Consider the following 24,320-nt stretch of genomic DNA (forward strand, 5'->3'; position numbering starts at 1 on the left):
GAGGGATAAGCTTGTCCGGAATATTAGTAAAAAATGTTAATGTCGTTACCATGCAGGGACATGATCGGATTATCAGTGATGCTGAAATTGCTATTGACAAGGGTAAAATTATCGGAGTTGGCCCTGTTGGCACAGTCAAGCCGGATTTTAGACCTGATCGGCTGATTGATGGGCGGGGTTTTGTAGCCATGCCGGGCCTGATTAATTGTCATACGCATGCTGCCATGACCTTGCTGCGTGGTTATGCTGATGATTTGCCTCTAATGCACTGGCTTTCAGAGAAAATTTGGCCTTTGGAAGCTAAATTAGAGCCTGGCGATATATACTGGGGCAGTCTTCTTTGTTGTTTAGAAATGATTAAATCAGGTACGACCACCTTTGCCGATATGTATTTTCACATGCCGGAAGTGGCCCGCGCTGTTGAGAAGTCCGGGATAAGGGCCTGCCTGTCCCGGGGGTTGATAGGAGTAGGCCCGGAAGCCGAGACAGCTTTGGAGCAGAGCAAGCAGTTTGTTCAGGATTGGCACGGTGCAGCCAACGGCAGGATAATTACTATGCTGGGGCCGCATGCTCCCTATACCTGTCCACCGGACTATTTAAAAAAGGTTATGGCATTGGCCGATCAATTAGCTGTAGGCATTCACATTCACCTGGCTGAATCGAAAACAGAAATAGAAGATATAACCCGTGATTATAATAAGTCTCCGGTAAAATTGATGCTGGATACAGGGGTGCTGGAGAGGCGGGTTCTGGCTGCCCACTGTGTGCATCTGACCGATGAGGATATTGATATTTTGGCTGAAAAAGGTGTTGGGGTGGCTCATAATCCGGAAAGCAATATGAAGCTGGCCAGCGGTATAGCTCCGGTGTATAAAATGCTGAAAAAAGGTGTTAAGGTAGGTTTAGGCACAGATGGTGCGGCCAGCAATAATAACCTGGATATGATAGAAGAAATGCGCAGTGCAAGCCTGCTGCAAAAGGTTGCTTGTATGGATCCCGTGGTTTTGCCCTCATATGAAACATTAAAAATGGCTACCTGCGGCGGTGCGGGAATACTGGGCCTGGAAAACGAAGTGGGCATGCTCAAAGAAGGTATGAAAGCGGATATAATTTTGCTCAATTTCCATAAACCGCATCTTTACCCCAAACATGATTTGATTGCCCATATGGTATATTCGGCTCAGTCCGCTGATGTGGAGACAGTATTGATTGATGGCCAAGTAGTTATGGAAAACAGACGTGTATTGACAATTGATGAAGAAGAAGTTCTAAGCAAAGTACAGGAAATAGCCGAGCGCTTGGTAGGGAAGAAATAGCAAACCTTTAGACAAGTGGCTCTTATACTTATATGCTTTTAAGATTAACTTCCTTAAAATAGTTTCTGTTAAATTTAAATTCTGAAGTATGCTCATGCAGATAAAGCCAACCAGTTGTAAATACAGGTTAAAAGAAAGGGGTTTAAAATATGTCCAAAGAAATAGCCTTATTGGTAGAAGATAATTACAATGAATTAGAATTCTGGTATCCATACTTCCGTTTTCAAGAGGCCGGTTTTCAGGTGAATATAATAGGATCAGGACGTAAGCAATCTTATCTTGGAAAAAGCGGCGCTATGCCGGTAGCTGAGGATTTCTCCGCTGATAAAGTCAAAGCAGAGCAATTTACGGCAGTTATTGTTCCTGGTGGCTATGCTCCTGATTTAATGCGTTTGAGTGAACCAATGATTACTCTTGTGAGGGAAGCCTACGAGCAGGGTAAAGTGGTGGCTTCAATTTGCCATGGTGCCTGGATGCTTATATCAGCAGGCATTATCAAGGGTAAGAAAGCGACCTGCTGTCCTCATATTAAGGACGACGTAAAAAATGCTGGTGCCGAGTACATAAATGAAGAAGTAATCGTTGACGGCAAAGTTGTAACCTCTAGGATACCCGATGATCTGCCAGCTTTTTGTAAAGCCATATTGTCTTTGTTGGGGTAAAACTTTCTTCAAGTATTTATAAAGCAGTCAGAGAAAAAGTCAAGGAGCGGGGAGTTTCTTTTAAAAACTCCCTGAGATATCCTTGTCAGCTGTAGGGATAGTTTTCGGGTTTTAACCAAACCCCGCCATTCATCCCACCTCTAAGGCGGTGGGATGAATGGCGGGGTTTGGTTTGTGTACTAATAAAATGTTTGCCAAAGCCTCTATGATGTGGCAAAATATAATCAGACGCAATAACGAAAGGCTGATTATTATTGAGCAAACTTGATACAAATAGCCACTCGGTCTTCTTACTCACATATCATCTGATTTTGGTAGTAAAATATCGCAGAAAAGTTATAAACGACACAATAGCAAACCGTATCAAAGAAATTGGTGAGTATATTGCACCAAAATATAATATTAGTTTTCTTGAATACAACCATGACAAAGATCACACACGCATATTGTTCAAGGCTCACCCTAATACGGAAATTTCTAAGTACATCAATGCATTCAAAAGTGCATCATCCAGACTTATTAAAAAGGAGTTTCCGGAAGTTAGAAAGCAGCTGTGGAAAGAATATTTTTGGTCGCAAAGTTTTTGTTTTCTAACTACAGGTGGTGCACCCATTGAAGTAATTAAGAAGTACATTGAAACCCAGGGTGAAAAGAGGTGAATCATTTGCAAATTGTCTACCGGTTTGAAATGCGTCCGACCAAAGAGCAACAGAAAAAAATGTTTCACACACTAAAACTTTGCCGGAAACTCTATAACTGGTCTTTATCTGAGCGTCAGCGTGTGTATAAAGAAACCGGCCAAGGGTTGACATATAATAAACAGCAGAATATGCTGCCGGGCTATACAAAAGAACATCTGGAATACAAGCAAGTTCACAGTCAGGTAATGCAGGATACTTTGCGCCGGGTAGACTTTGCCTATCAGCGGTTTTTTGCCAAAGAAGCCGGATACCCCCGGTTCAAAAACCGTGACCATTACACATCATTTACCTATCCCCAGGTGGATGCTGTAAAGAAAACTTTCTCTAAGCCGGGTAAAATCTATCTTTCTAAAATAGGTTTCGTAAAAATGACAACTCACCGGGAATTTGATGCCAGTCAAATATCCAGGGTTAACATAAAGTATCACGGTGGTAAGTGGTACGCTAATTTGACTGCCGAAGTGGAAGTACTCGAAAATCTTATCGACAGTACCAAATCCATTGGAATAGACGTGGGCCTTGAACATTTTGCTGTATTGTCTGATAGTACAGAAATAGGAACCCCAAAATACTATCGTAAATCAGAAAGGAAGTTAGCCAAACAACAGCGAAGACTTTCTCGCAAAAAGAAAGGTTCTAACAACCGAGGGAAAGCTAAAACTAAAGTGGCTAAACTTCATGCTAAGATAACTAATCAACGGAAAGACTTTCTACACAAGACCAGTCTAGACGTGGTTCAGAGCCATGATATTGTCTTCATGGAAGATCTAAAGATCAAGAACATGGTCAAAACCACTACCTAGCTAAAAGCATACATGATGCTTCATGGGGTACATTCAGAAACTTTGTTGAGTATAAATGTCACAGATATGGTAAAATATTTCTTCCTGTCCCTCCTCATGGCACTTCCCAGACATGTCTTTGTGGTGCCAATGTGCCAAAGGATTTGAGTGTCAGAGTGCACCTGTGTCCTGCTTGTGGAATGGTTATGCCCAGGGATTTGGTGTCCAGCCATATTGATAGAACGTCGTGGCTTAGAAATGCTAGCGGCTTAGATATATAGTTGTAGGGCGGGGACCGCCCGAAATCATGCCTGCTGGAGGCCGTGTAAGACCTATTGCTCTTTGTAACGGTAGGCCGTGGCTGATGAATCAGGAAACGCTCGTTGATGTTCCTTTGGAAGCCCCCGCTTCTTAGTGGAACGTAAGCGGGGGTAGTTCACATATCAGAGAAGTTGTTGAAGTGAAAGGAGTATCTTTGATGCAAAATTCTTTTTCCGATAGAATAGCAGGTGTACCGAGGTCTTTTATTCGAGAGATTCCCATTTTATGTTGCTGAAAAAAATGCCAATACCATGCGGTTGAATTTCTCTTGTGCCGATGAGGATACTATTCGAACAGGAATAAAGAGATTAGGAAATATTCTAAAGGACATGATTTATATTTGAGCAGGTAACTTTATAAAAGATAATGCTTCTAATGTAAGCTATCCTTTTAAGCAATCAAATTATTTTTTTCTCAAAGCCTTAATAATTGTCTTCGCTCCTTCTCTGGCAACACTGAAAAAACCTTTATGACGTGTAAAAATTTCTTTCAGAGCCTCCAATACTCTATCTAATTGCTCATAAGTAACTGTCAGGGGAGGCTCCATGCGGATTACATTGGGGTTATTCAATGTAAAGGCGGTGATTATACGGTATTTATTGAGCAGTTCCCCTGCAATCAAACTGCCCAGATATTCCTGAGAGAGTTTATTTAGTCCGGGCAGTGCTTTTCTGGCCAACCCGACTGGCTGGTTAAATTCCAGACCGATCATTAAACCTCTGCCCCGCACTTCTTTTAGTAAAGGATAATTTTGCTGTAATTGTTTCAAGCCTTTCAGAAAGTACTCGCCTTTTTCTTTTGCCTGCAGTACCAGGTTTTCTCGAAAAGTTACTTCCAGAGCAGCCAGCCCGGCTGCGGCAGCCCAGGTGTTTCCACCAAAAGTTGATGTATGCAGAGCAGCTTTTTCCATACTGCCATAAGCCTTTTTCCAGATTTCATGTGTAGTTATAAAAGCACTGATAGGCATTATACCCCCACCCAGTGATTTGGCCAGACAGAGAATATCCGGTTCAATTTGCTCGTATTCGCAGGCAAAGAGCTGGCCTGTTCGGCCCAGGCCCGTTTGAATTTCGTCCATAATTAGCAGTGTACCGTGTTTTGAACATAGCTTTCTAACTTGAGACAGATAACCGTCAGGCGGAACTATAATACCTCCTTCACCCTGAATAGGTTCTACGATAAAAGCAGCTATGCTATTTTCTTTTAATACCTCTTCCAGTGATGCAATATCGCCGAACTGTACGGCATAACAATCAGACAACAGTGGCTGAAACGGGATTTGGTATTTAAGACGCCCGGTTACAGAGAGAGCACCGAGAGTTTTGCCGTGAAAAGAGCCATGACAATAGGCCAGACCTTGTCGCTTGGTGGCCATACGGGCCAGTTTTAAAGCCCCTTCCACGGCTTCTGCGCCACTGTTGCCAAAAAATGAACGCTGTAATGCACCAGGAGTTACATCGGCCAGATTTTTGGCCAGCGCTCCTGTTAGAATACCAAGAGAAATTTGCAGAAGATTGGGCAGTGAGGAAACACTTTGTACAGCACTGACTACATCCGGGTGATTATGCCCTAAATTAAGTGCTCCGTATCCACCCAGGAAGTCAAGGTATTCAACATCTTGATCATTCCAAACACTGCACCCTCTGGCTGAGACGAAGTTATGATCAAAATTAAGCAGGCTTAACATGGTCACAAGGCTGGCATTTAAATATTCTTTATGTAGATGTTTGCCCGGCTGTCCTTTTGCTAAAGCATCCTTTATTGTTATAAAGCCTTCTGGTAAGCGGCTTTCCGGAGTTGATTCAATCACAAGAAAAAACCTCCAACTCTAAATAGAAAATATTGTTTTTTGAAAGATTAAATTAATATTTATTATATAATACACCTTTTGTCAAGAATATCTTAACATAACTATAAACCTTGACAATTAAACTGTCATCAGCTAAAATGGGGTGTAAAGTATTTTACCTTTATACTCATGAGGTGACTTATTTGTTGGAGAAAGTTGCCTGGGTTACTCTGTTGTACGATTTTTATGGTCAATTGCTGACTGAAAAACAGCAAAAATTTTTAGAACTGTATTATGAAGATGACCTGTCACTGGGAGAAATAGCGGACAAATTTACCGTCAGCAGGCAAGCCGTGCATGACTCCTTAAAAAGAGCTGTGCAGATACTGGTTAAATACGAAGAAGAACTGGGATTGGCGGCTAATTTTACAGAACAAAGAAGTAAGGTGGCAGAGGCACTGGCATTAGCGGAAGAGTTTTTACTAAGTCCAAATTCGGTAGACGGGTTTAAAAAAATAAAACAGATCAAGGAATTATTATTGGAAATCATGGAAACAGTTAAAAAATAATAGCAAATATACGTTAAGGGGGTCATACTGTGGTTTTTTCTAGTCTTGCAGAAAGGCTGCAGGAAACCTTTAAGAAGCTTAGAAATAAAGGTAGCCTCAAGGAAGCTGATGTTTCGGAAGCCTTGCGTGAAGTGCGGGTTGCCTTATTGGAAGCTGATGTAAACTTCAAGGTGGTCAAGGACTTTGTAAACAAAGTCAAGGAAAAGGCTATAGGCCAGGACATATTAAGCAGCCTGACACCGGCCCAGCAGGTAATTAAGATTGTTCACCAGGAGTTAATGGACCTGATGGGTGGTGAATACAGTAAGATTAATTTAGCTCCCAAACCACCAACAGTTATTATGATGGTGGGGTTACACGGAGCAGGTAAGACCACAACTTCAGCTAAACTGGCCAATTTCTTGCGAAAACAAGGGCGTAGGCCGTTGCTGGTGGCAGGAGATATTCACCGTCCGGCAGCTATTAAGCAGCTTCAGGTATTAGGGGAACAGCTTGATATACCTGTTTTTACCATGGGCGATAAGCAAGCTCCCGCTGTGATAGCCAGAGCCGCTATAGAAAATGCTTCAAACAGCGGTCGCGATCTGGTTATTATTGACACGGCCGGCAGATTGCATATAGACGAAGAACTGATGGATGAGTTGGAAGCTGTTAAATCTGAAGTTAAGCCTAATGAAATACTGCTGGTGGTAGATGCCATGACAGGTCAGGATGCGGTTAATGTTGCAGAAGTTTTTAACAGGCGCATGCAGCTAAACGGTGTAATAATGACCAAACTTGATGGTGATACCAGGGGCGGGGCGGCACTTTCTGTTAAAGCTGTAACCGGTTGTCCCATCAAATTTGCCGGTATAGGTGAAAAACTGGATGCGTTAGAGACTTTTCACCCAGATCGCATGGCGGATCGTATTTTAGGTATGGGTGATGTGCTAACATTGATTGAAAAGGCTCAAGCTAATTTTGACGCTGAGAAAGTGGCGGAATTAAACAAGAAAATACGTAGTATGGAATTTACTCTGGATGATTTTCTTGAACAACTTCAGCAGGTTAAAAAATTGGGCCCGCTGGAACAGGTATTAAGCATGTTTCCTGGAATGGGTGGGCTAAAAAAAATCAAAAACCTGGAATTCGATGAAAAAGAACTAGTCTATGTGGAAGCAATAATCAAATCTATGACTCATAAGGAAAGAGAAAAACCGGAGATCATTAATGGAAGTTGCAGGCGCAGAATAGCTAAGGGCAGCGGAACCAGTGTCCAAGAGGTAAACAGGTTGTTGAAACAGTTTGAACAAACCAAGAAAATGATGAAGCAGTTTTCCGATATAGATAAAACCATAAAAAAAGGCGGCAAAATGCCAAAGATTCCATTTTTTCAATAAGTTATTGATAAAATTCATATGTGCTATTGTAGTCTAATAAGGAGGTGAATACAGTGGCAGTGAAAATCAGGTTAAAAAGAATGGGGGCCAAGAAAGATCCCTTTTATCGCATAGTTGTGGCCGATTCCCGGTCTCCCAGGGACGGTCGTTTTATAGAAGAGATTGGCTATTATGATCCCCTGAAACAGCCTGCAACAATCAAAATTGATGAAGAAAAGGCGATCAGTTGGCTGCAAAAAGGTGCTCAGCTTACCGATACCACAAAGTCGTTATTTTCTAAAGTCGGCATTATGAAGAGAATCGCTGAGTCTGGTAAGTAGCTATGAGGGGGTACCGTAATGAAGGAATTGGTTGAGGTCTTAGCCAAAGCCCTCGTGGATCAGCCTGATAAGGTTGCTGTAAATATGGTGGAAAGCGACAAATCGGTATTGATTGAATTAAGGGTAACTCCGGAAGATATGGGAAAAGTTATAGGTAAACAGGGGCGAATTGCTAAGGCAATTCGTACTGTGGTAAAAGCAGCCGCCACTAAGCAGCGCAAAAAGGTAACAGTAGAAATCCTTTAGCAAGAAAGTCGCTTAAAAGCGACTTTCTTGCTAAAGGCACTCGTGCTTGGTGGAAATTATACAGTACTAATCCTGCTTATGCTATATAAATTTGTGTTACATTAAACCATAACTTATCTACAGAACCATCATAAGCATAATTTCCAGTAAAAAAGGGGGCATTTGCCCCCTTGTAGTATCTAATCCTTATGCAAAGAAAGGATATTTTATGGATAAGGAAAGCTCAAAGAATTATATTACAATTGGTGAAATAGTAAATACACAGGGAAATCGCGGCTATGTACGGGTACTGCCCCTGACAGATTTTCCTGAGCGTTTTAAGGGGATGAAACAGGTATCAGTTTATACAAAGGGTGCTTACCGGTTAATGCACCCTGAGGATGTCTATAATCATAAGAAGTTTGTGGTGATAAAGTTTAAGGAAATACCTGATATGACTGCAGCCGAAAGCTTAAAGGGAGGTTTGCTGCAGGTAGAACCAAAGGATATTGTCCCACTGCCCAGGGGCTCTTATTATGTTTTTAATTTAATGGGTATGAATGTCTATAACAGTGAAGGGCGGCATTATGGCCGGATAAAGGACATACTGACAACCGGCGCCAATGATGTGTACATAGTTTGGTATGAAGCTGAGAAAAGGGATTTGCTGATACCTGCCTTAAAGCAGGTAGTAAAATTAATCGATGTGGAAAACAAGAAGATGGTGGTTGATCTACCAGAGGGTTTATAGCAAGCATGGAGCGAAATTATGAATATTGATATATTGACTCTTTTTCCGGAGATGTTTGCGAGCCCTTTTGATAGCAGTATCATTAAAAGGGCCCGGGACAAAAATATTGTTCAGATAAATACATATAATATACGTGGTTTTTCTCGCAACAAGCACCATACTGTAGACGACACACCTTTTGGCGGCGGGGTTGGAATGGTTATGCATGCCGAACCTGTTTTTGAAGCAGTGGAAAAACTGAAAAACAGTAATGAAAGCAAATCCAGAATAATTCTTATGTGCCCACAGGGTATGACTTTTACACAGGGTTATGCTAAAGAATTGGCCCAAGAAGAAAGGTTGATCTTTATTTGCGGGCATTATGAAGGAATTGACGATAGAGTAAGGGAGCATCTGGTTACAGATGAGATTTCTGTAGGTGATTTTGTTCTTACAGGTGGAGAGATACCGGTTATGGTTTTGGTGGATGCAGTAGTCCGATTGATTCCCGGAGTTTTGGGTGACAAGGCTTCGGCAGAGGAAGATTCATTTTATAACGGCTTGTTGGAGTATCCTCACTACACCCGTCCCAGGAATTATAAGGGCTGTGAAGTACCTGAAATCCTTTTGAGCGGTCATCACGAAAACATTCGCAAATGGCGTTTGCGCCAGTCTCTGCTGCGTACTTTGGCCGGAAGACCTGATTTATTCAAAGAAAAATTATTAACCGCGGAAGAAAAAAAGCTCTTAAAAGAAATACATGCTGATCTTGCAGAAATATTGAATACTTAAAGCTGTGGTAAAATCTTGCCCGTCACTTAAATATATGGTATAATTAATTTTGTTGTACGTTTCTTGATTACGGACGGTCCGCTGTTTAAAATAGATACGAACGTCCAGGCGGAAGGGGGGAACAGAGTGAATATTATAGAATCAATGGAAAAAGAACAGATGAAAAGTGAAATCCCTGCTTTTAGACCGGGTGACACGGTGAAAGTTCACGTCAAGGTTGTTGAGGGAACACGTGAAAGAATTCAGGTTTTCGAGGGAGTCGTAATCAGGCGCCGTGGAGGTGGACTGAGCGAAACCTTTACGGTACGTAGGGTTTCTTACGGTATAGGTGTAGAAAGAACTTTCCCTCTTCATACGCCGAAAATTGATCGTATTGAAGTGATTAAATACGGGCGCGTGAGAAGAGCCAGGCTTTATTACTTGCGCGAATTGCGTGGTAAGGCGGCCAGGATTAAAGAACGTGCCAGAAGATAATAGCTATTATGGGACTTGTCATTTGACAGTCCCTTTTTGCCTTATTGAAGTAATTTGCGTATAATTGTGGAATAACAATAGAAGGAATGAAATTGAGGGGGCTTTCCGGTGGACGGAAATAAGGAAGTATTAAATAGTGATCCGACTATAAAGGCTGGTAAGAAATCAGCATTTAGAGAAATTATAGAATCAATTGCGATCGCAGTTTTACTCGCTGCGATAATCCGAATTTTTATCTTAGAGCCTTTTTATATTCCTTCGGGTTCAATGATTCCAACACTAATGATCAATGACCGCATTATTGTCAGTAAATTTAATTATTATTTTACCGAGCCCAAGCGCGGTGATGTAGTAGTATTCAAATATCCATTGGATCAAGAAGAGCGTTTTGTTAAGAGGTTGATTGGTTTCAGCGGTGAGACAATTGAGATTAAAAACAGCAAGCTTTATATTAACGGTAAGGAAACTCAGGAAAACTATTTGCCGCCTGATCTTCATATGATTGGTGATTTTGGTCCTTACCAGGTTCCTGCCGATTCTTATTTTATGATGGGTGACAACCGTAATAATAGTAAGGATAGCAGGGAATGGGGCAAGATGCCTAAAGACTTGATGATAGGTAAGGCGATATTCGTTTATTGGCCTTTGAATCACCTGAAAAAACTGTGATTGCCAATACATTTCGTTTAGATATTATTACTTTCAACTTGTCGTATCGGGTCAGATTATAAATACAGTGGTGAATATATTAATGGATATTCAATGGTATCCCGGTCATATGGCCAAGACAAAAAGATTGCTGTTGGAGAATTTGAAGCTGGTTGATGTAGTGGTGGAGTTGTTAGATGCACGTATTCCCTGCAGCAGCAGGAACCCCGTAATAAACGATTTGTTAAGCAAGAAGCCAAGACTTATAGTTTTAAATAAGTCAGATTTAGCAGATCCCAATTATACTGCTTTATGGAAAAGGGAACTGGCTGAACCAGGCGCAATGGTAGTTGATGTCAATTCAGTCAAAGGAAGCGGTATAAAAGCTATAACTCCGGCTCTAAACAAGCTAGCGGAAGAAGTTATGAATAAGCTGAAAAATAAGGGTAGGAGAACCAGAGCGGTGCGTTGCATGGTAGTTGGTATACCCAATGTTGGCAAATCGTTTTTTATCAATACTTTGGTCAAACGAAAAATTACTAAAACAGGTGATAAGCCGGGAGTTACCAGAGGCCAGCAATGGATTAAAGTCGCTAAAGATTTGGAATTGCTCGATACGCCCGGTATTCTCTGGCCCAAGTTTGATGACCAGGAAGTTGCTTATAAACTTGCTGTGACAGGTGCCATTAAATCAGAAGTACTGGATATAAAAGAACTATCTTTTAGACTGGCTTTATGGCTGAGAGATAATCATCCTCATGTGCTGTTGGAAAGGTATAAACTATCTAATTTACCCAATAAAGCCGAGGAGTTATTATCAGCTATCGGTAGGAGCAGAGGGTTCCTTGTATCCGGCGGAATAGTGGATAACCATAAGGCAGCAGTATTGCTATTGAAAGAGTTTCGAGATGGTTTGCTTGGAAGATTTACACTTGATCTGCCTAATAGTGAATAATTAAGAGCTTATTGCATGCATAGTTAATAAAAAAGATCAAATTTTATTTATATTAATGCAGGGATTTGGTGTTTGACCGCGAAAAAAACTATATGCACATCTTTGTTTTGATTAGAGGTAAAAGCCGTTATGGATATCTCGGTATTAAGTATAAATAAACTAAAGAGTGTTTTATCTGACAATTCTAAACCGGATGAGTCATTATTGCAGGCAATGTCTGGGGATAACAGGGCCGGTGTCCGAAAGTTATATGAACAGTGGTTGCTTAAGCGACAAAAAAATGAAGCTGAGAAGAGTAGGATTGAGAAGTTGTATGAGCAAGAGTCTAAATACCGATCAAAAGGTTTTGGCTTGATTGCAGGTGTTGATGAGGCCGGTCGTGGCCCGTTAGCCGGCCCGGTAGTGGCTGCGGCGGTTATTTTGCCTGAGAATGCCTGCTTGCCTGGTTTAAATGATTCTAAAAAACTTCCGGTTTCAGCCAGGGAGCGTTTATTTGTTGCAATTAAGCCAATTGCTCTGAGTTGGGCTGTGGGTATGGCATCGGTTGAGGAAATATGCGAGTTGAATATTTTGCAGGCAAGTCTTCTGGCAATGTGCCGGTCTGTTGATTCCTTAAAAGTTAAACCTGATTTTGTTTTGGTTGACGGGCCGAATGGATTAAATTTACCTTTACCGCAATATTCTCTGGTTAAGGGAGATACCTTAAGTGCTTCAATAGCGTCAGCCTCAATTCTGGCCAAGGTAACCAGGGATAAGATTATGTTGGAGTATCATGATGAATTTCCCGAATACGGTTTTGACAGGCATAAAGGTTATCCCACTGTTGAGCACCTGCGGGCTTTAACCAGATACGGTCCGTGCAGAATTCATCGCAGAGATTTTAAACCGGTCAAGGATTTTGATCAACTGTTGTCGAATAGTTTATCAGTCGAATAATTATTCGAGTAGTGTCATATAACATTGGCTTATATGCTGCCTGAATAGTTTTTTTATGTGTCTATATTTTAGGGGTATTAGTATGTCCTTACTGTCCATGATAGTGGACTGTGTTGCCAACGGAGACATACTCAGGCAGTATTAAGAATATATTTTTAAAATAAATTTTATGAAAGGGGGGAAATTATGCTTACAGATGGAGGTGCTATAGCCATTTTCTTGATTGTTGGAATTATTTTTGGTGCCGGTGGTATAGCAACCAGTTTTCTCATTCACCCCAGAAGAAAAAACCCGGTGAAGTTTGAACCGTATGAGTGCGGGGTGAAAACTATCGGGTCCAGTTGGGTCCAGTTTAAGGTTCAGTATTTTGTTTATGCTTTGTTGTTTGTTATTTTCGACGTGGAAACAATTTACCTTTATCCCTGGGCAGTGAAGTTTCAGAGCCTGGGCATGTTTGCTTTTGTTGAAATGATTATTTTCATCTTTATACTGGTGCTAGGTCTGTGGTACGCCTGGAAGGAAGGAGCGTTAGAATGGAGTTAAATAATAGTCACCCCATCGAGGAGTTGACCAAAGACCCGGTTATTGTTAACGAAGTTAGAAGGCTTGTTCAAATAGGGCCGCTGGAAAAAATACTCAACCTGGCCCGTGCCCATTCTATGTGGCCTATGGCATTTGGTTTGGCATGCTGTGCCATTGAGGCTTTAATGGGTGCTACCGGTCCCCGTTATGACTTGGCGCGTTTCGGTTACGAAGTTTTACGCCCGTCGCCGCGACAGGCAGATGTTATGGTAGTGGCAGGTACTATTACAAGAAAATCGGCCCCCTTTGTTGTGCGTCTTTATGAGCAAATGCCTGACCCCAAGTGGGTTATTGCCGTGGGTAGTTGTGCCATCTCCGGCGGGCCGTTTGTAGACTCATACTATGTTGTGCCCGGTGCTGACAAGTTGATTCCGGTGGATGTTTATGTTCCCGGTTGCCCGCCCCGCCCGGAAGCTGTTATTGACGGGTTTATTATGCTGAAGAATAAGATTCTCAATCCTAAGGTGGTGACGAGCTAGCTATGGAAGAGAAACATCACACCGAGGAAATCGTGGTAGAAGAAACTGCAGTTGAAGATGCCGCTGAACAATTGGCAGCATTGGATAGAGTTACTGCAGCTATTGAGGAACTAAAAGGTAAATACCCCCAAATAAGCGTCTCCGAGCAGCAAATTATTACTGTTCCCATATATATTTTGTTGGATTTTATGTTTGATCTGAGAGATAATTATGCCTTTGATTTCTTGACTAACGAGACAGCGGTGGATTATCCGGATCAGCAGAAATTTGAAGTTATATATAATCTAAACTCGACGACTTATCATGATTGCTTGTTTGTGAAAGCCGAGGTTGACCGTGAGAATCCGGAAATACCTTCAATATTTCCTGTTTGGGGTGGGGCAAACTGGCAGGAGAGAGAGGTGTATGACCTGCTGGGTATAGTGTTTACCGATCATCCAAACTTAAAGAGAATCCTGCTGGACGATGCTTTTGACGGGTATCCGCTGCGCAGGGATTTTAAGTGGGAGGTTGCCAGCAGGAAATAACCTGATTTAAGGGATAAGAGGTGTAGCAAATGTTAAAAACACAAACGTTTTCGCTTAACTTTGGCCCGCAGCACCCCGCCACCCACGGTGTATTTCAAATTTTACTGACCCTTGACGGGGAAACAATTGTTAAGGCAGAGCCAATTTGCGGCTACCTGCACCGGGGTATTGAAAAACTTGCTGAAGCCCGTACCTACACTCAGGTAATTCCATATACTGACAGGTTGGATTACCTGGCGGCGATGCTGATGAATATGGGGTATGTTCAGGCGGTGGAAAAGCTGGCGCAAATAGAGGTGCCGGAGAGAGCTGAATACCTGCGTGTGATAACCGGCGAACTGTCGCGGTTAACCAGTCACGTTTTGACTACCGGTGTTTATGCACTGGATATCGGCGGTATAACAGGCTTTTTCCTTTGCTTCCGTGAGCGGGAAAAGATGATGGACTTGTTGGAAGAAATATCTGGCTCTCGCATGACCGTAAGTTACATGCGCATAGGCGGTGTGGCCGATGATGCTCCAGAGGGCTGGCTGGATAAAGTAGATAAATTCATGGATGAAATGCCGGGTTATATTGATGAATATGACGCATTAATTACCGGCAATGAAATTTTCCAGGCCAGAACCAAGCATGTGGGTGTACTTACTCAGGAGCAGGCTATTAGTTACAGTCTGAGTGGTCCGGTTCTTAGGTCTACCGGTGTAAATTATGACTTGCGCAAGGCCCACCCTTACAGTATATATGACCGCTTTGATTTTGAGGTGCCTTTAGGGGAGCGGGGAGACTGTTTTGACCGCTACCGTTGTCGTGTATTGGAGATGCGCCAATCGCTGCGTATTATTAAGCAGGCCATTGAGCAAATCAAAGAAATAGACGGGCCTATTATGGCCAAAGTACCCAAAATGTTTAAGCCACCGAAAGGTGAGGTCTATCATGAAATCGAAAGCTCTAAGGGTATCCTGGGTTATAGTGTAGTGAGCGATGGCAGTAACAAACCCTACCGGGTGCATGTAAGACGTCCTTCCTTTATTAACCTGGGTTATATTGACGAAATGTGCCGGGGTTGGAAGGTTGCCGATGTAGTAGCAATTTTGGGTAGCATTGATATTGTTTTGGGTGAAGTGGACTGTTAAGAAAAACAGGTCATAGGGGAGAAGAGTATGGAAAACTTATTCGTTAATATAGCTGACTCGCTCAGCAGCGCTCTAAGCAGTGCTGGAGTCCCCTTGCTGGTAAACGGTGTAGTATTGACATTGGTAAAGATTGTGGGGATTCTGCTGTTTATCTTACTCAATGCTTTATGGTTGGTATATATGGAGCGTAAAGTATGTGCTTTTATGCAGGCGAGGATTGGTCCCAATCGGGTTGGGCCGAAAGGTTTACTTCAGTCATTTGCTGATATAGGAAAGTTAATCAGTAAGGAAATTGTAATTCCCAAGGATGCAGATAAAATTATCTTTATTTTATCACCTGTTCTAATATTTGCCCCCACTCTAATGGTATACGCGGTTCTGCCTTTTGGTAAGGATATGGCTGCCATAGATATGAATGTTGGTATGTTTTATTTCTTTGCCGTGGCTTCACTGTCAACGATGCTTTTTTGGATGGGTGGTTGGTCTTCTAATAACAAATACTCCACACTTGGTTCTATGAGGGTAGTTGCGCAGATGGTAAGTTATGAACTTCCCATGGTTCTGGCTCTTCTGGGAGTAGTCATGATCACAGGAACTATGAATTTGCAGGATATAGTGGCGTCCCAGGAACATACCTGGTTTATCTTTACCCAGCCTATTGCTGCATTGGTTTATTTTATAGCCGGTGTGGCCGAGTGTAACCGGACACCTTTCGACCTGGTGGAAGGTGAATCTGAAATTGTTGCCGGTCCCTTTACCGAATATGCCGGCATGACTTTTGCTACTTTCTTCTTAGCTGAATATGCCAACATAATGTTAATTTGCGGCATGTTTACGGTATGTTTTTTGGGTGGCTGGCATGCACCCTTTGGTTTAACCTTTATACCTTCCTGGATTTGGTTCTTTTTGAAGATGTATGCCTTGGTATTTATTGTAATGCAGTTCCGCTGGACATACCCGCGTCTCAGGGTTGACCAACTTATGGGTTTTGGTTGGAAGGTGCTTGTGCCCCTTTCCCTGGCTAACATCTTTATTACTGGTATAGCCGTGAAGATATACCAGGCGTTAGGGTGGTGATTTGATTGTTTGGAAGAGGCTTATTAAAAGGTCTGCAGGTAACCTGGAAGGAATTTTGGACTCCCAAATTTACTGTGCAATACCCGGAAGAAAAACACCCCGTACCGGCACGTTTTCACGGTCGTTTTGTATTAGATGCAGACAAGTGTATTGCCTGTAATCTATGTGCCAATGCTTGTCCGAACAGGGTAATTAATATTGTAACTGCCAAGGTAGGCACTAAGAAATATCTGACTAATTATGTAATGAATATTCAATATTGCCTGTTCTGCGGTCTTTGTGTTGAAGCCTGTAATAAAGATGCCATACATTTTTCAGATGATTTTGGCATGACTCAGTATTTTTATAAAAATATTCCCCTGGTACTTGTAGATAGAGTAGCTCCGGAGGCACCTCCGGAAGATGCCGAGTCGAAGGCTCCGGCAGATGCCACAGATAAAGCTGCCAAAAAGACCGCGGCTGCGAAGGCCAAAGGAACGGAGGGTTGATGAGATGGACAGTATTGTTTCCATAGCCGCCTTTTATATACTGGCTGCAGTAACCGTTGGTTCAGCTGTTTTAGTGGTTGCATTTAAGAATCTGGTGCACAGTGTGCTGGTACTGGCTATTTCATTTTTAGGTGTGGCCGGGTTCTATTTAATGTTAAACGCTAGCTTTATTGCTATGGTACAAATTCTGGTTTACGCCGGTGCTGTTTGTATCATGGTTGTTTTCGGTATTATGCTTACCCAGCAGGGTGGTATGTCAGGCAGCAACGGCTTTAATAAGCAGATTTTCGCTTCCGGTGGTGTGGTTGCCCTGCTGATAGCTGTAATTGCTTATTTGGGTGTTAATGCCGGCGAATGGCAGATCAGTGCTAAGCAGGTTCCTCACGATACGGTAGGCAACATTGCTGTATTGATGCTCAGTAAGTACATGATACCTTTTGAAGTAGCAGCCTTGCTTTTATTGGTTGCACTTATTGGAGCAGTTGTTTTGGCTAAGGAGGTGAAGGCCAAATGACATTAGGACCAATAGGACCTTCTCATTATATTGTTTTGTCGGCCATTCTCTTTAGCGTAGGTTTATTTGGTGTTTTAGTTAAACGAAATGCCGTTTCAGTGTTGATTTGTATTGAATTAATGCTAAATGCGGTCAATTTGAATCTAATTGCCTTCAGTAAGTATATTACCCCGACAGAATTTATCGGTCAAATATTTGCAATATTTGTCATCACTGTTGCTGCGGCTGAGGTAGGGGTAGGATTGGCGATTATTATATCCATCTACCGGAATAAGCTTACTGTTAATTTGGATGATTTTGATTGGCTTAAATGGTAGTATTTCGATTATGAAGGTGGGTGTAGAATAGCGTATGGTAGAATTTGCTATGCATAATGCCTGGTTGGTCCCACTCCTACCGGCAATCGCCTTTCTGATAATTGTATTTTTGACGCGGCCATGGCAAAGGCTCAGTTCTTTAGTATGTATTGCCGGTATGGTCGGGGCGTTTGTTTTTGCTGCTTTAGCTGCTTACGGAGTGTTTACCAATGAGGAATTCACAAAACATTCAATGGTCTATGCTACCCGCTGGTTTTCCATGCCGGGATTGCATATTGACTTCGGTATTCAGTTAGACCCGACATCGGCCATGATGATGTTCATGGTTTCAATGGTGTCTACGTTGATCTTTATTTATGCTACTGGGTATATGGAGGGCGATCCTGGTTATTCTACTTTCTTTGCTTATGTTTCGCTGTTTGGAGCCTCCATGCTCGGTTTGGTGCTTTCCAGCAATCTTCTGCAAATGTTTATCTTTTGGGAGTTAGTCGGTCTTTGCTCATACCTGTTAATCGGCTTCTTTACACATAAGGTGTCAGCTCGTGAGGCTGCCAAAAAGGCTTTTGTAACTTGTCGTATAGCAGACTTCTGTTTGTTGCTGGGCTTGCTGTCGATACAGATAGTTTTCGGAACCCTGGATATGGTTAAGCTGGCTGAGATTATACCTAATTTTAGAGCCTATACTTCCGAAGGTATTCTGGTTATGATCGCAGTTCTTGTCTTTATCGGACCTGTCGGTAAATCAGGCCAGTTTCCGTTGCATGTGTGGTTGCCGGATGCTATGGAAGGACCTACACCGGTCAGCGCGTTAATCCATGCTGCCACCATGGTTGTAGCAGGTGTTTACCTTGTCGGCAGAACCATGTTTTTGTTTGAGCAGGTTCCTTCCGTGATGGAGTTGGTAGCCTTTACAGGCGCTTTTACAGCACTTTTTGCAGCTTCAATTGCTCTTACTCAAAGAGAAATAAAACGTATACTGGCTTATTCAACTGTCAGTCAGTTAGGTTACATGGTGCTGGCATTAGGTGTCGGCAGTTTATCAGCCAGTATGTTTCATCTGTGGACTCACGCATTCTTTAAGGCCCTCATGTTTATGGGTGCAGGCAGTGTGCTGCATGCCCTGCATCACAAGGCTGATGTTTGGGAAATGGGCGGTTTGTTAAAGAAAATGCCTATTACCGGTTGGACTTTTGTTGTTGGTGGCGTAGCGATTGCCGGTATTCCACCTTTTGCAGGGTTTTGGAGTAAGGACGAAATTTTAGCCGTTACTCTTGATTCCGGCCATACCCTCCTCTTCTTGATGGCTGCTTTAACCGCCTTTATGACAGCCTTTTATATGTGGAGATTGATTTTTTTGGCTTTCTTCGGTGCAGAAAAGCCGGAAAACCATCCGCACGAGTCTCCCTGGAATATGACCCTGCCCCTGGTTGTTCTGGCAGGTCTGGCTACGGTTGGCGGTTTAATGGGTACCCCGTGGAAAAACTACTGGGGTGAGTGGATATTCTTTAGTGGATCTCATATTCATGCTCATCACGGTGAGCCCAACTATATGGTTATGATAGGATCGGTCGTGCTGGCCTTGTGCGGTATCGGCCTGGCTTACAGGCTTTATCTTGCTGATTCTGAAAAAGCAACCGCTAAGGAATTGGCCAGACGTTTCTCCGGTTTGCATGCTTTGTCCTATAATAAGTTCTATGTTGATGAGCTATATCTCTGGATTAACCATAATTTGGTTGACGGAGCGGCAAAAGTCTTTTACCTGTTTGATTTGTTTATAGTTGACGGGTTTATCAATGCCTTGGGAGCAATAACCAAGCTGGCAGGCGATGGTTTCCGGATATTCCAAACAGGTAGAATGCAGAACTACGTGTTGATATTTTTCCTGGGAGTGCTGGTAATTGCCATTGTTATGGCTTTTAGCAACCCCTCATCAGCCGGCCTGATCCTGGGAGGTGTTAAATAATGGAATCTCCGCTTTTGTTGGTTGCCTTGCTGGCGCCTATGATAGCTGCGCTGATTATTGTATTCATACCTAAAAATGAACATGGTACAGTAAAAGCTGTTGCTGCCTTAGGGACCTTTGTTTCACTGGTTATCAGCGTGTTAGTATATTTCGGGTATAACCAGACTCTTGGCGGTGTTCAGTATGTGTTCCGTATTCAGGATTGGATTAAAGATTTGGGTGTCAGCTTTTATCTGGGGGTAGACGGGATTAGTTTACCAATGCTTCTTCTGACTAACCTGATCGGTTTTTCATCAATTTTTGCATCCTGGAGCATAAAAGATCGCTCGAAGGAGTTCTTTATACTTCTTCTGGTGCTGATTGCCGGTGTTATGGGTACATTTGTCGCACAGGATTTATTCATCTTCCTGTTATTCTATGAAGTTGTGGTAATACCCATTTATATTTTGGTTATTATCTGGGGTAGCACCAAGCGTGTAACCAAGGAATATGCAGCTATGAAGCTGACAATCTACCTGTTAATCGGTAGTGCGTTTCTTCTGGTTGGCGTAATTGCTTTATTTATGAAGTCGATTGTTATTACAGGTGCGCCTGACTTTAGTATTGCCGGGTTAAGTATGGCGGCGCAGCAGTTATCACCCTTTGATCAAATATGGTTGTTTGCTTTGATGCTTTTTGGTTTCGGTTCATTAATATCCATGTGGCCTTTCCATTCCTGGTCACCTGATGGTTATGCGGGTGCTCCTACAGCTGTCAGTATGATTCACGCAGGTGTATTGAAGAAAATCGGTGGTTACGGTTTAATTAAGATTGCTCTTTTTGCCTTACCGATAGGTGCAAAATTCTGGGCTCCCTATATTGCTATCATGGGTGTAGCCGGTGTTGCATATGCAGCTATGGGTGCTCTGGCACAAAAGGATTTAAAGTATGTTGTCGGTTACTCCAGTGTTAGTCACATGGGTTATGTTCTGTTAGGGGTAGCTTCGTTAAATATCATAGGTGTAAACGGCGCTGTAGCCAACATGTTCGGTCACGGTGTTATGGCTGCTCTCTTCTTTTCTATGATCGGTTTTATCTATGAAAAAACTCATACTCGTTGGATTCCGGATTTAGGCGGTTTAGCCCGACAGACTCCGCGACTGGCAGTTGGTTTTATGATGGCTGCTATGGCCTCTCTGGGGCTTCCGGGGCTAGTAAGCTTTATTCCTGAATTCACCATCTTTGTTGGTAGTTTTAAGGTATTCGGGGGTCTGGCTGTAATTGCTATTGCAGGTATTATTATTACTGCTCTGTATGTACTGCGTGCCGGTGCCAATACCTTGTTTGGACCACCGCGGCCTGAATACAATCACCTGCAGGATATTAAAGGTGTTGAATTAGTACCGTTGGTAGTGCTGGGTTTTGTTCTGGTACTGGGCGGTTTCTTACCCTCCCTGCTTTTTGATATGATTAACAGTGGCGTTGTTCCTTTAATGACCGGTATTGACAGCGTCCTGCAGATTGGAGGGAATTTCTAGTGGGTATTAATTTATCATTGCTTAGCATAGAAATCCTTACTGCAATACTGGGGCTGGCTATACTGGTATTGGGTTTAGTGGTACCCAGTAATGCCCGCCGTGGTGTAGGTTATGTAACTTGCTTGTTCTTGCTGGGTATTCTGGGAGCAAGCATATTGACTTGGGACAATGTCGGCACAGTGTTTGGCGGCATGTATATTGTTGACCAGTATTCAATTTTCTTTAAACAGATCTTTATAATTGCAGCAATACTGGTTGTTATGGGTTCCATGCGTTATGTTAATGAAATGGGAAGCCAGTCTGAATATTACAGCATGCTGGTTTTCACCCTTCTGGGCATGATGGTTATGGCTTCAGCAGGTGATTTCATCACACTTTATCTTGGTTTAGAATTAATGACCATAGCCTTTTGCATATTGGTTTGCTTCCGTAAATTGGAGACAAAATCAGTTGAAGCAGGTATAAAGTATATTCTCCTTGCTGGCATGTCCTCTGCTGTATTGTTATACGGTATGAGTTTGATTTACGGTTTGACCGGAACGGTACAAATTAATGAGATAGCAGGAATTGTTAAACAGGGTACTGCTTCACCTTTATTGCTGCTGGGCGTGGTCATGCTGATTGCAGGTTTTGGTTTTAAGATTTCCGCAGTTCCTTTCCATATGTGGTCACCTGATGTTTACGAAGGTGCTCCTACACCTGTTACTTCATTTTTAGCTGTGGGCTCAAAGGCTGCTTCCTTTGCCATCATTCTGCGTGTATTTGTCGGTGCTCTGCCGGGTATATTCAGCAGTTGGTCTATGGTAGTGGCTATACTTGCTGCTGTTACAATTATAATTGGTAACCTGGTTGCCATACCGCAAACAAATATTAAGAGAATGCTGGCCTACTCCAGTATTGGTCAAGCAGGTTATATCCTGGTTGGTCTGGTAGCAGCTACAGAGGCCGGTATTAAAGGCGTAATGTTTTATGCGTTGCTTTATGTTTTTAGCACGGTGGGTGCTTTTACCGTTGTCAGTTCTGTTTTTGATGCTATAGGCAGTGAGGAAATCAAGGACTATGCCGGCTTATCGCAGCGTGCTCCGTTACTGGCGGCAGTTCTAACAATGTCTATGCTGTCTATGGCAGGAATTCCGCCTCTGGCCGGTTTTGTAGGCAAGTTTTACCTTTTCTCTACAATAGTTGATAATTATCTCTGGCTGGTTTTCATCGGCTTGGTAATGAGCATGATTTCAGTTTATTACTATCTGCGAGTTGCTCTGGTTATATACCGTGACAAGCCGCTTGATGAAACACCTATTACGGTATCCAGTTCGGTGGCTATCACATTAATTATCACCATGGTTATTACCGTTATTCTTGGTGTATATCCGGGACCGGTTGCTGAAATTTCAAATACCGCAGCACACTCGTTCTTCTTTTTACCATAAAGATGTATTTAAGGCCCGTACTCTTTTGAAAGAGTGCGGGCCTTGTTTTTTAATAGGCTCCATTTATAGTATATATACCTGCTTCCTACAAAAAATAATGGTAAAACATTTTTAGGAAGAAGGAGAGTTGATTATGCCCGGCGAAAACAATAGCTACGAAATAGCCATAATCGGCTGTGGGCCGGCAGGTTTGTCTGCCGCAGTAAATGCCAGGATTCGCAGAAAGACTTTTGTTATTTTTGGAGGGGAATTTTGTACTCCTAAACTGCATAGTTCTCCACAGGTGGATAATTATCTGGGATTTCCGAAAGTTAAAGGGGAAGATTTGCGGAAGCACTTTCTGCGACATGTAAAGGAAATGGAAATAAATATTAATAGCGTCAGGGTCAGCGCAGTATACCCGCAGGCAGAAGGTTTTGAATTAGTGGCCGGAGAGCATAATTATAACGCAAAGTCGGTGATTATTGCAACGGGTGTAACCGCTGCAAAACTGTTTCCGGGCGAAAAAGAATACCTGGGTCGTGGTGTAGGGTATTGTGCCACTTGCGATGGGCCGCTTTATTCAGGTAGAACGGTGGCTATAATAGGTTATATAAAGGATGCTCTGAAAGAAGCAAAATACTTGTCTGAACTGTGCCACAAAGTGTACTTTCTCCCGTTGTTTGAGGAGCAAGTTGGTAGTCTGCAGCAAAATGTCGAGATAATTAAAGATCAGCCGGTACGGATTAACGGCCAGCAGACGGTTACGGAACTTCAAACAGAAGGACGCAGAATTGCTGTTAACGGTGTATTCATATATCGCCAGACAATCTTGCCAGATCAATTAGTGCCTGGATTAGAAATAGAAGGTAGTGCAATTAAGGTTAACCGTTCTTTAGAAACTAGTATAAAAGGAATCTATGCTGCGGGTGACTGTACAGGCAGCCCTTATCAATTGGCCAAGGCGGTAGGTGAAGGAGCCGTAGCTGCGCTGCATGCTGCGGACTTTCTGGGATAGTAAGTAAGCTTTAGATTTGTCAAAATGAGCATGTTCAGTTTATGAGCGTGCTCATTTGTGAGGAGTGTATAGTATGAAATACATATTGATTATTCTCTTACTGGGTGGATTGGCAGGTGCCGGTTTAATGCTGTGGTTGGGCATTAAAAATGCTCAAAGGCCTACTGCTAAACAAAGTGGTGAGGATAATGACGGTTAAAAAACAGCTTCTGGGGCGTTTAGGAGAGTCTGTAGCGGCACGATACTTGTATTCAAAAGGCTTTATAATAATACATCAGAATTTTCGCTGCAGGTTAGGTGAAATTGATATTATAGCAAGAGAAAAAGGTGTTACGGTGTTTGTTGAAGTTAGATCCCGGTGCGGCAGTTCTTATGGTTTGCCTCAGGAGAGCGTGGTTATAAAAAAACAAGTTAAGCTTCGCAAGCTTGCTCAGTATTACATAGCCAGATATGCTCTAACTGGTGATTTTAGATTTGATGTCGTGGCTGTTATGTTTGAACAGGATAACTCTATAAAGCTTATTGAGCATTTCAGGAATGCTTTTTAATCAGGATGTTAAGAGGTAAAACGGCATTAATCGTTGTCAATTGTGTTGTCTAAAACATAAATTACATATACAGTAATTTATAGTTATTCATAAATTTATATAGAACAGTAAAACCTGATTCTAATAAAATAGAAGAATACCTGGTGTGG

Annotated in this window: 30 protein-coding genes; 29 read left to right on the forward strand and 1 reads right to left on the reverse strand. The window is 42.4% G+C overall.

What is annotated here, in order from left to right; all coding sequences use genetic code 11:
• Window positions 1-11 precede the first annotated feature (11 nt).
• The 5 genes from DTOX_RS05730 (at window position 12) to DTOX_RS24115 (ending at window position 3,742) form a co-directional block, all read left to right on the forward strand.
• Window positions 12-1,316 (forward strand): amidohydrolase, encoded by a 1,305-nt coding sequence (locus DTOX_RS05730; protein ID WP_015756789.1) that lies wholly within the window; start codon window positions 12-14, stop codon window positions 1,314-1,316.
• A gap of 149 nt (window positions 1,317-1,465) precedes the next feature.
• Window positions 1,466-1,978, forward strand: coding sequence for a type 1 glutamine amidotransferase domain-containing protein (locus DTOX_RS05735; RefSeq protein WP_015756790.1), 513 nt, complete (start codon window positions 1,466-1,468; stop codon window positions 1,976-1,978).
• A gap of 254 nt (window positions 1,979-2,232) precedes the next feature.
• Window positions 2,233-2,637 (forward strand): IS200/IS605 family transposase, encoded by a 405-nt coding sequence (gene tnpA, locus DTOX_RS05740; protein ID WP_015756792.1) that lies wholly within the window; start codon window positions 2,233-2,235, stop codon window positions 2,635-2,637.
• Entirely contained in the window at window positions 2,634-3,482 is an 849-nt protein-coding gene (locus DTOX_RS05745) for an RNA-guided endonuclease InsQ/TnpB family protein (protein ID WP_242652553.1), read from the forward strand. The genes tnpA and DTOX_RS05745 overlap by 4 nt, the downstream gene beginning before the upstream one ends.
• 74 nt (window positions 3,483-3,556) lie before the next feature.
• Window positions 3,557-3,742, forward strand: coding sequence for a transposase (locus tag DTOX_RS24115; RefSeq protein ID WP_242652604.1), 186 nt, complete (start codon window positions 3,557-3,559; stop codon window positions 3,740-3,742).
• Between the two features lie 443 nt (window positions 3,743-4,185).
• On the opposite strand, the gene DTOX_RS05750 is transcribed toward DTOX_RS24115, so the two are convergent.
• Window positions 4,186-5,592, reverse strand: a complete 1,407-nt coding sequence (locus tag DTOX_RS05750; RefSeq protein WP_015756793.1) for an aspartate aminotransferase family protein — start codon at window positions 5,590-5,592, stop codon at window positions 4,186-4,188.
• A 185-nt stretch (window positions 5,593-5,777) separates the two neighbouring features.
• Here DTOX_RS05750 and ylxM point away from each other — a divergent pair, with 185 nt between their 5' ends.
• The 24 genes from ylxM (at window position 5,778) to DTOX_RS05865 (ending at window position 24,171) form a co-directional block, all read left to right on the forward strand.
• Entirely contained in the window at window positions 5,778-6,140 is a 363-nt protein-coding gene (gene ylxM / locus DTOX_RS05755) for a YlxM family DNA-binding protein (protein WP_042316784.1), read from the forward strand.
• A gap of 29 nt (window positions 6,141-6,169) precedes the next feature.
• Complete coding sequence (gene ffh / locus DTOX_RS05760) at window positions 6,170-7,519, forward strand: signal recognition particle protein (RefSeq protein ID WP_015756795.1); 1,350 nt, start codon at window positions 6,170-6,172, stop codon at window positions 7,517-7,519.
• Between the two features lie 53 nt (window positions 7,520-7,572).
• Entirely contained in the window at window positions 7,573-7,839 is a 267-nt protein-coding gene (gene rpsP, locus DTOX_RS05765) for a 30S ribosomal protein S16 (protein ID WP_015756796.1), read from the forward strand.
• A gap of 18 nt (window positions 7,840-7,857) precedes the next feature.
• Entirely contained in the window at window positions 7,858-8,085 is a 228-nt protein-coding gene (locus tag DTOX_RS05770; RefSeq protein WP_015756797.1) for a KH domain-containing protein, read from the forward strand.
• 208 nt (window positions 8,086-8,293) lie between these two features.
• Window positions 8,294-8,815, forward strand: coding sequence for a ribosome maturation factor RimM (rimM, locus tag DTOX_RS05775; protein WP_015756798.1), 522 nt, complete (start codon window positions 8,294-8,296; stop codon window positions 8,813-8,815).
• A gap of 18 nt (window positions 8,816-8,833) precedes the next feature.
• The gene (gene trmD, locus DTOX_RS05780) at window positions 8,834-9,586 is read left to right on the forward strand and encodes a tRNA (guanosine(37)-N1)-methyltransferase TrmD (RefSeq protein ID WP_015756799.1); all 753 of its coding nucleotides are present in this window, start codon (window positions 8,834-8,836) and stop codon (window positions 9,584-9,586) included.
• A 126-nt stretch (window positions 9,587-9,712) separates the two neighbouring features.
• The gene (gene rplS / locus DTOX_RS05785) at window positions 9,713-10,060 is read left to right on the forward strand and encodes a 50S ribosomal protein L19 (RefSeq protein WP_015756800.1); all 348 of its coding nucleotides are present in this window, start codon (window positions 9,713-9,715) and stop codon (window positions 10,058-10,060) included.
• Window positions 10,061-10,168: 108 nt separating this feature from the next.
• Window positions 10,169-10,729, forward strand: coding sequence for a signal peptidase I (lepB, locus tag DTOX_RS05790; protein ID WP_015756801.1), 561 nt, complete (start codon window positions 10,169-10,171; stop codon window positions 10,727-10,729).
• Between the two features lie 82 nt (window positions 10,730-10,811).
• A complete protein-coding gene (gene ylqF, locus DTOX_RS05795) occupies window positions 10,812-11,663 on the forward strand; it encodes a ribosome biogenesis GTPase YlqF (RefSeq protein WP_015756802.1) in 852 nt (283 codons plus the stop codon).
• A gap of 129 nt (window positions 11,664-11,792) precedes the next feature.
• Window positions 11,793-12,599: a ribonuclease HII gene (locus DTOX_RS05800; protein ID WP_015756803.1), complete on the forward strand. Its 807-nt coding sequence runs from the start codon at window positions 11,793-11,795 to the stop codon at window positions 12,597-12,599.
• A 186-nt stretch (window positions 12,600-12,785) separates the two neighbouring features.
• Window positions 12,786-13,142: an NADH-quinone oxidoreductase subunit A gene (locus DTOX_RS05805; RefSeq protein WP_015756804.1), complete on the forward strand. Its 357-nt coding sequence runs from the start codon at window positions 12,786-12,788 to the stop codon at window positions 13,140-13,142.
• On the forward strand, window positions 13,133-13,660 hold the full coding sequence (locus DTOX_RS05810) for an NADH-quinone oxidoreductase subunit B (protein WP_015756805.1): 528 nt from the start codon (window positions 13,133-13,135) through the stop codon (window positions 13,658-13,660). The genes DTOX_RS05805 and DTOX_RS05810 overlap by 10 nt, the downstream gene beginning before the upstream one ends.
• Before the next feature lie 2 nt (window positions 13,661-13,662).
• Entirely contained in the window at window positions 13,663-14,187 is a 525-nt protein-coding gene (locus DTOX_RS05815) for an NADH-quinone oxidoreductase subunit C (protein WP_015756806.1), read from the forward strand.
• Between the two features lie 29 nt (window positions 14,188-14,216).
• Window positions 14,217-15,320 carry an NADH-quinone oxidoreductase subunit D gene (locus DTOX_RS05820; RefSeq protein ID WP_015756807.1) on the forward strand — a complete coding sequence of 368 codons (1,104 nt, stop codon included), beginning with the start codon at window positions 14,217-14,219 and terminating at the stop codon, window positions 15,318-15,320.
• Window positions 15,321-15,347: 27 nt separating this feature from the next.
• On the forward strand, window positions 15,348-16,397 hold the full coding sequence (nuoH, locus tag DTOX_RS05825) for an NADH-quinone oxidoreductase subunit NuoH (RefSeq protein WP_015756808.1): 1,050 nt from the start codon (window positions 15,348-15,350) through the stop codon (window positions 16,395-16,397).
• 5 nt (window positions 16,398-16,402) lie between these two features.
• Window positions 16,403-16,885 (forward strand): NuoI/complex I 23 kDa subunit family protein, encoded by a 483-nt coding sequence (locus DTOX_RS05830; protein WP_015756809.1) that lies wholly within the window; start codon window positions 16,403-16,405, stop codon window positions 16,883-16,885.
• Window positions 16,886-16,889: 4 nt separating this feature from the next.
• Window positions 16,890-17,399 (forward strand): NADH-quinone oxidoreductase subunit J family protein, encoded by a 510-nt coding sequence (locus DTOX_RS05835; RefSeq protein WP_015756810.1) that lies wholly within the window; start codon window positions 16,890-16,892, stop codon window positions 17,397-17,399.
• Window positions 17,396-17,716, forward strand: coding sequence for an NADH-quinone oxidoreductase subunit NuoK (gene nuoK / locus DTOX_RS05840; protein ID WP_015756811.1), 321 nt, complete (start codon window positions 17,396-17,398; stop codon window positions 17,714-17,716). The genes DTOX_RS05835 and nuoK overlap by 4 nt, the downstream gene beginning before the upstream one ends.
• A gap of 34 nt (window positions 17,717-17,750) precedes the next feature.
• Window positions 17,751-19,679, forward strand: coding sequence for an NADH-quinone oxidoreductase subunit L (gene nuoL / locus DTOX_RS05845; protein WP_015756812.1), 1,929 nt, complete (start codon window positions 17,751-17,753; stop codon window positions 19,677-19,679).
• Complete coding sequence (locus DTOX_RS05850; RefSeq protein ID WP_015756813.1) at window positions 19,679-21,196, forward strand: complex I subunit 4 family protein; 1,518 nt, start codon at window positions 19,679-19,681, stop codon at window positions 21,194-21,196. The genes nuoL and DTOX_RS05850 overlap by 1 nt, the downstream gene beginning before the upstream one ends.
• Window positions 21,196-22,626, forward strand: coding sequence for an NADH-quinone oxidoreductase subunit N (locus DTOX_RS05855; protein WP_015756814.1), 1,431 nt, complete (start codon window positions 21,196-21,198; stop codon window positions 22,624-22,626). The genes DTOX_RS05850 and DTOX_RS05855 overlap by 1 nt, the downstream gene beginning before the upstream one ends.
• 133 nt (window positions 22,627-22,759) lie before the next feature.
• Window positions 22,760-23,623 (forward strand): NAD(P)/FAD-dependent oxidoreductase, encoded by an 864-nt coding sequence (locus DTOX_RS05860; RefSeq protein WP_015756815.1) that lies wholly within the window; start codon window positions 22,760-22,762, stop codon window positions 23,621-23,623.
• Window positions 23,624-23,696: 73 nt separating this feature from the next.
• Window positions 23,697-23,822, forward strand: a complete 126-nt coding sequence (locus tag DTOX_RS24720) for a hypothetical protein (protein ID WP_015756816.1) — start codon at window positions 23,697-23,699, stop codon at window positions 23,820-23,822.
• Entirely contained in the window at window positions 23,812-24,171 is a 360-nt protein-coding gene (locus DTOX_RS05865; protein WP_015756817.1) for a YraN family protein, read from the forward strand. Before DTOX_RS24720 ends, DTOX_RS05865 begins: the two co-directional genes overlap by 11 nt.
• Window positions 24,172-24,320: the final 149 nt, after the last annotated feature.

It is taken from the genome of Desulfofarcimen acetoxidans DSM 771 (assembly GCF_000024205.1).
In the GTDB taxonomy this organism is placed as follows: Bacteria; Bacillota; Desulfotomaculia; order Desulfotomaculales; family Desulfofarciminaceae; genus Desulfofarcimen; species Desulfofarcimen acetoxidans.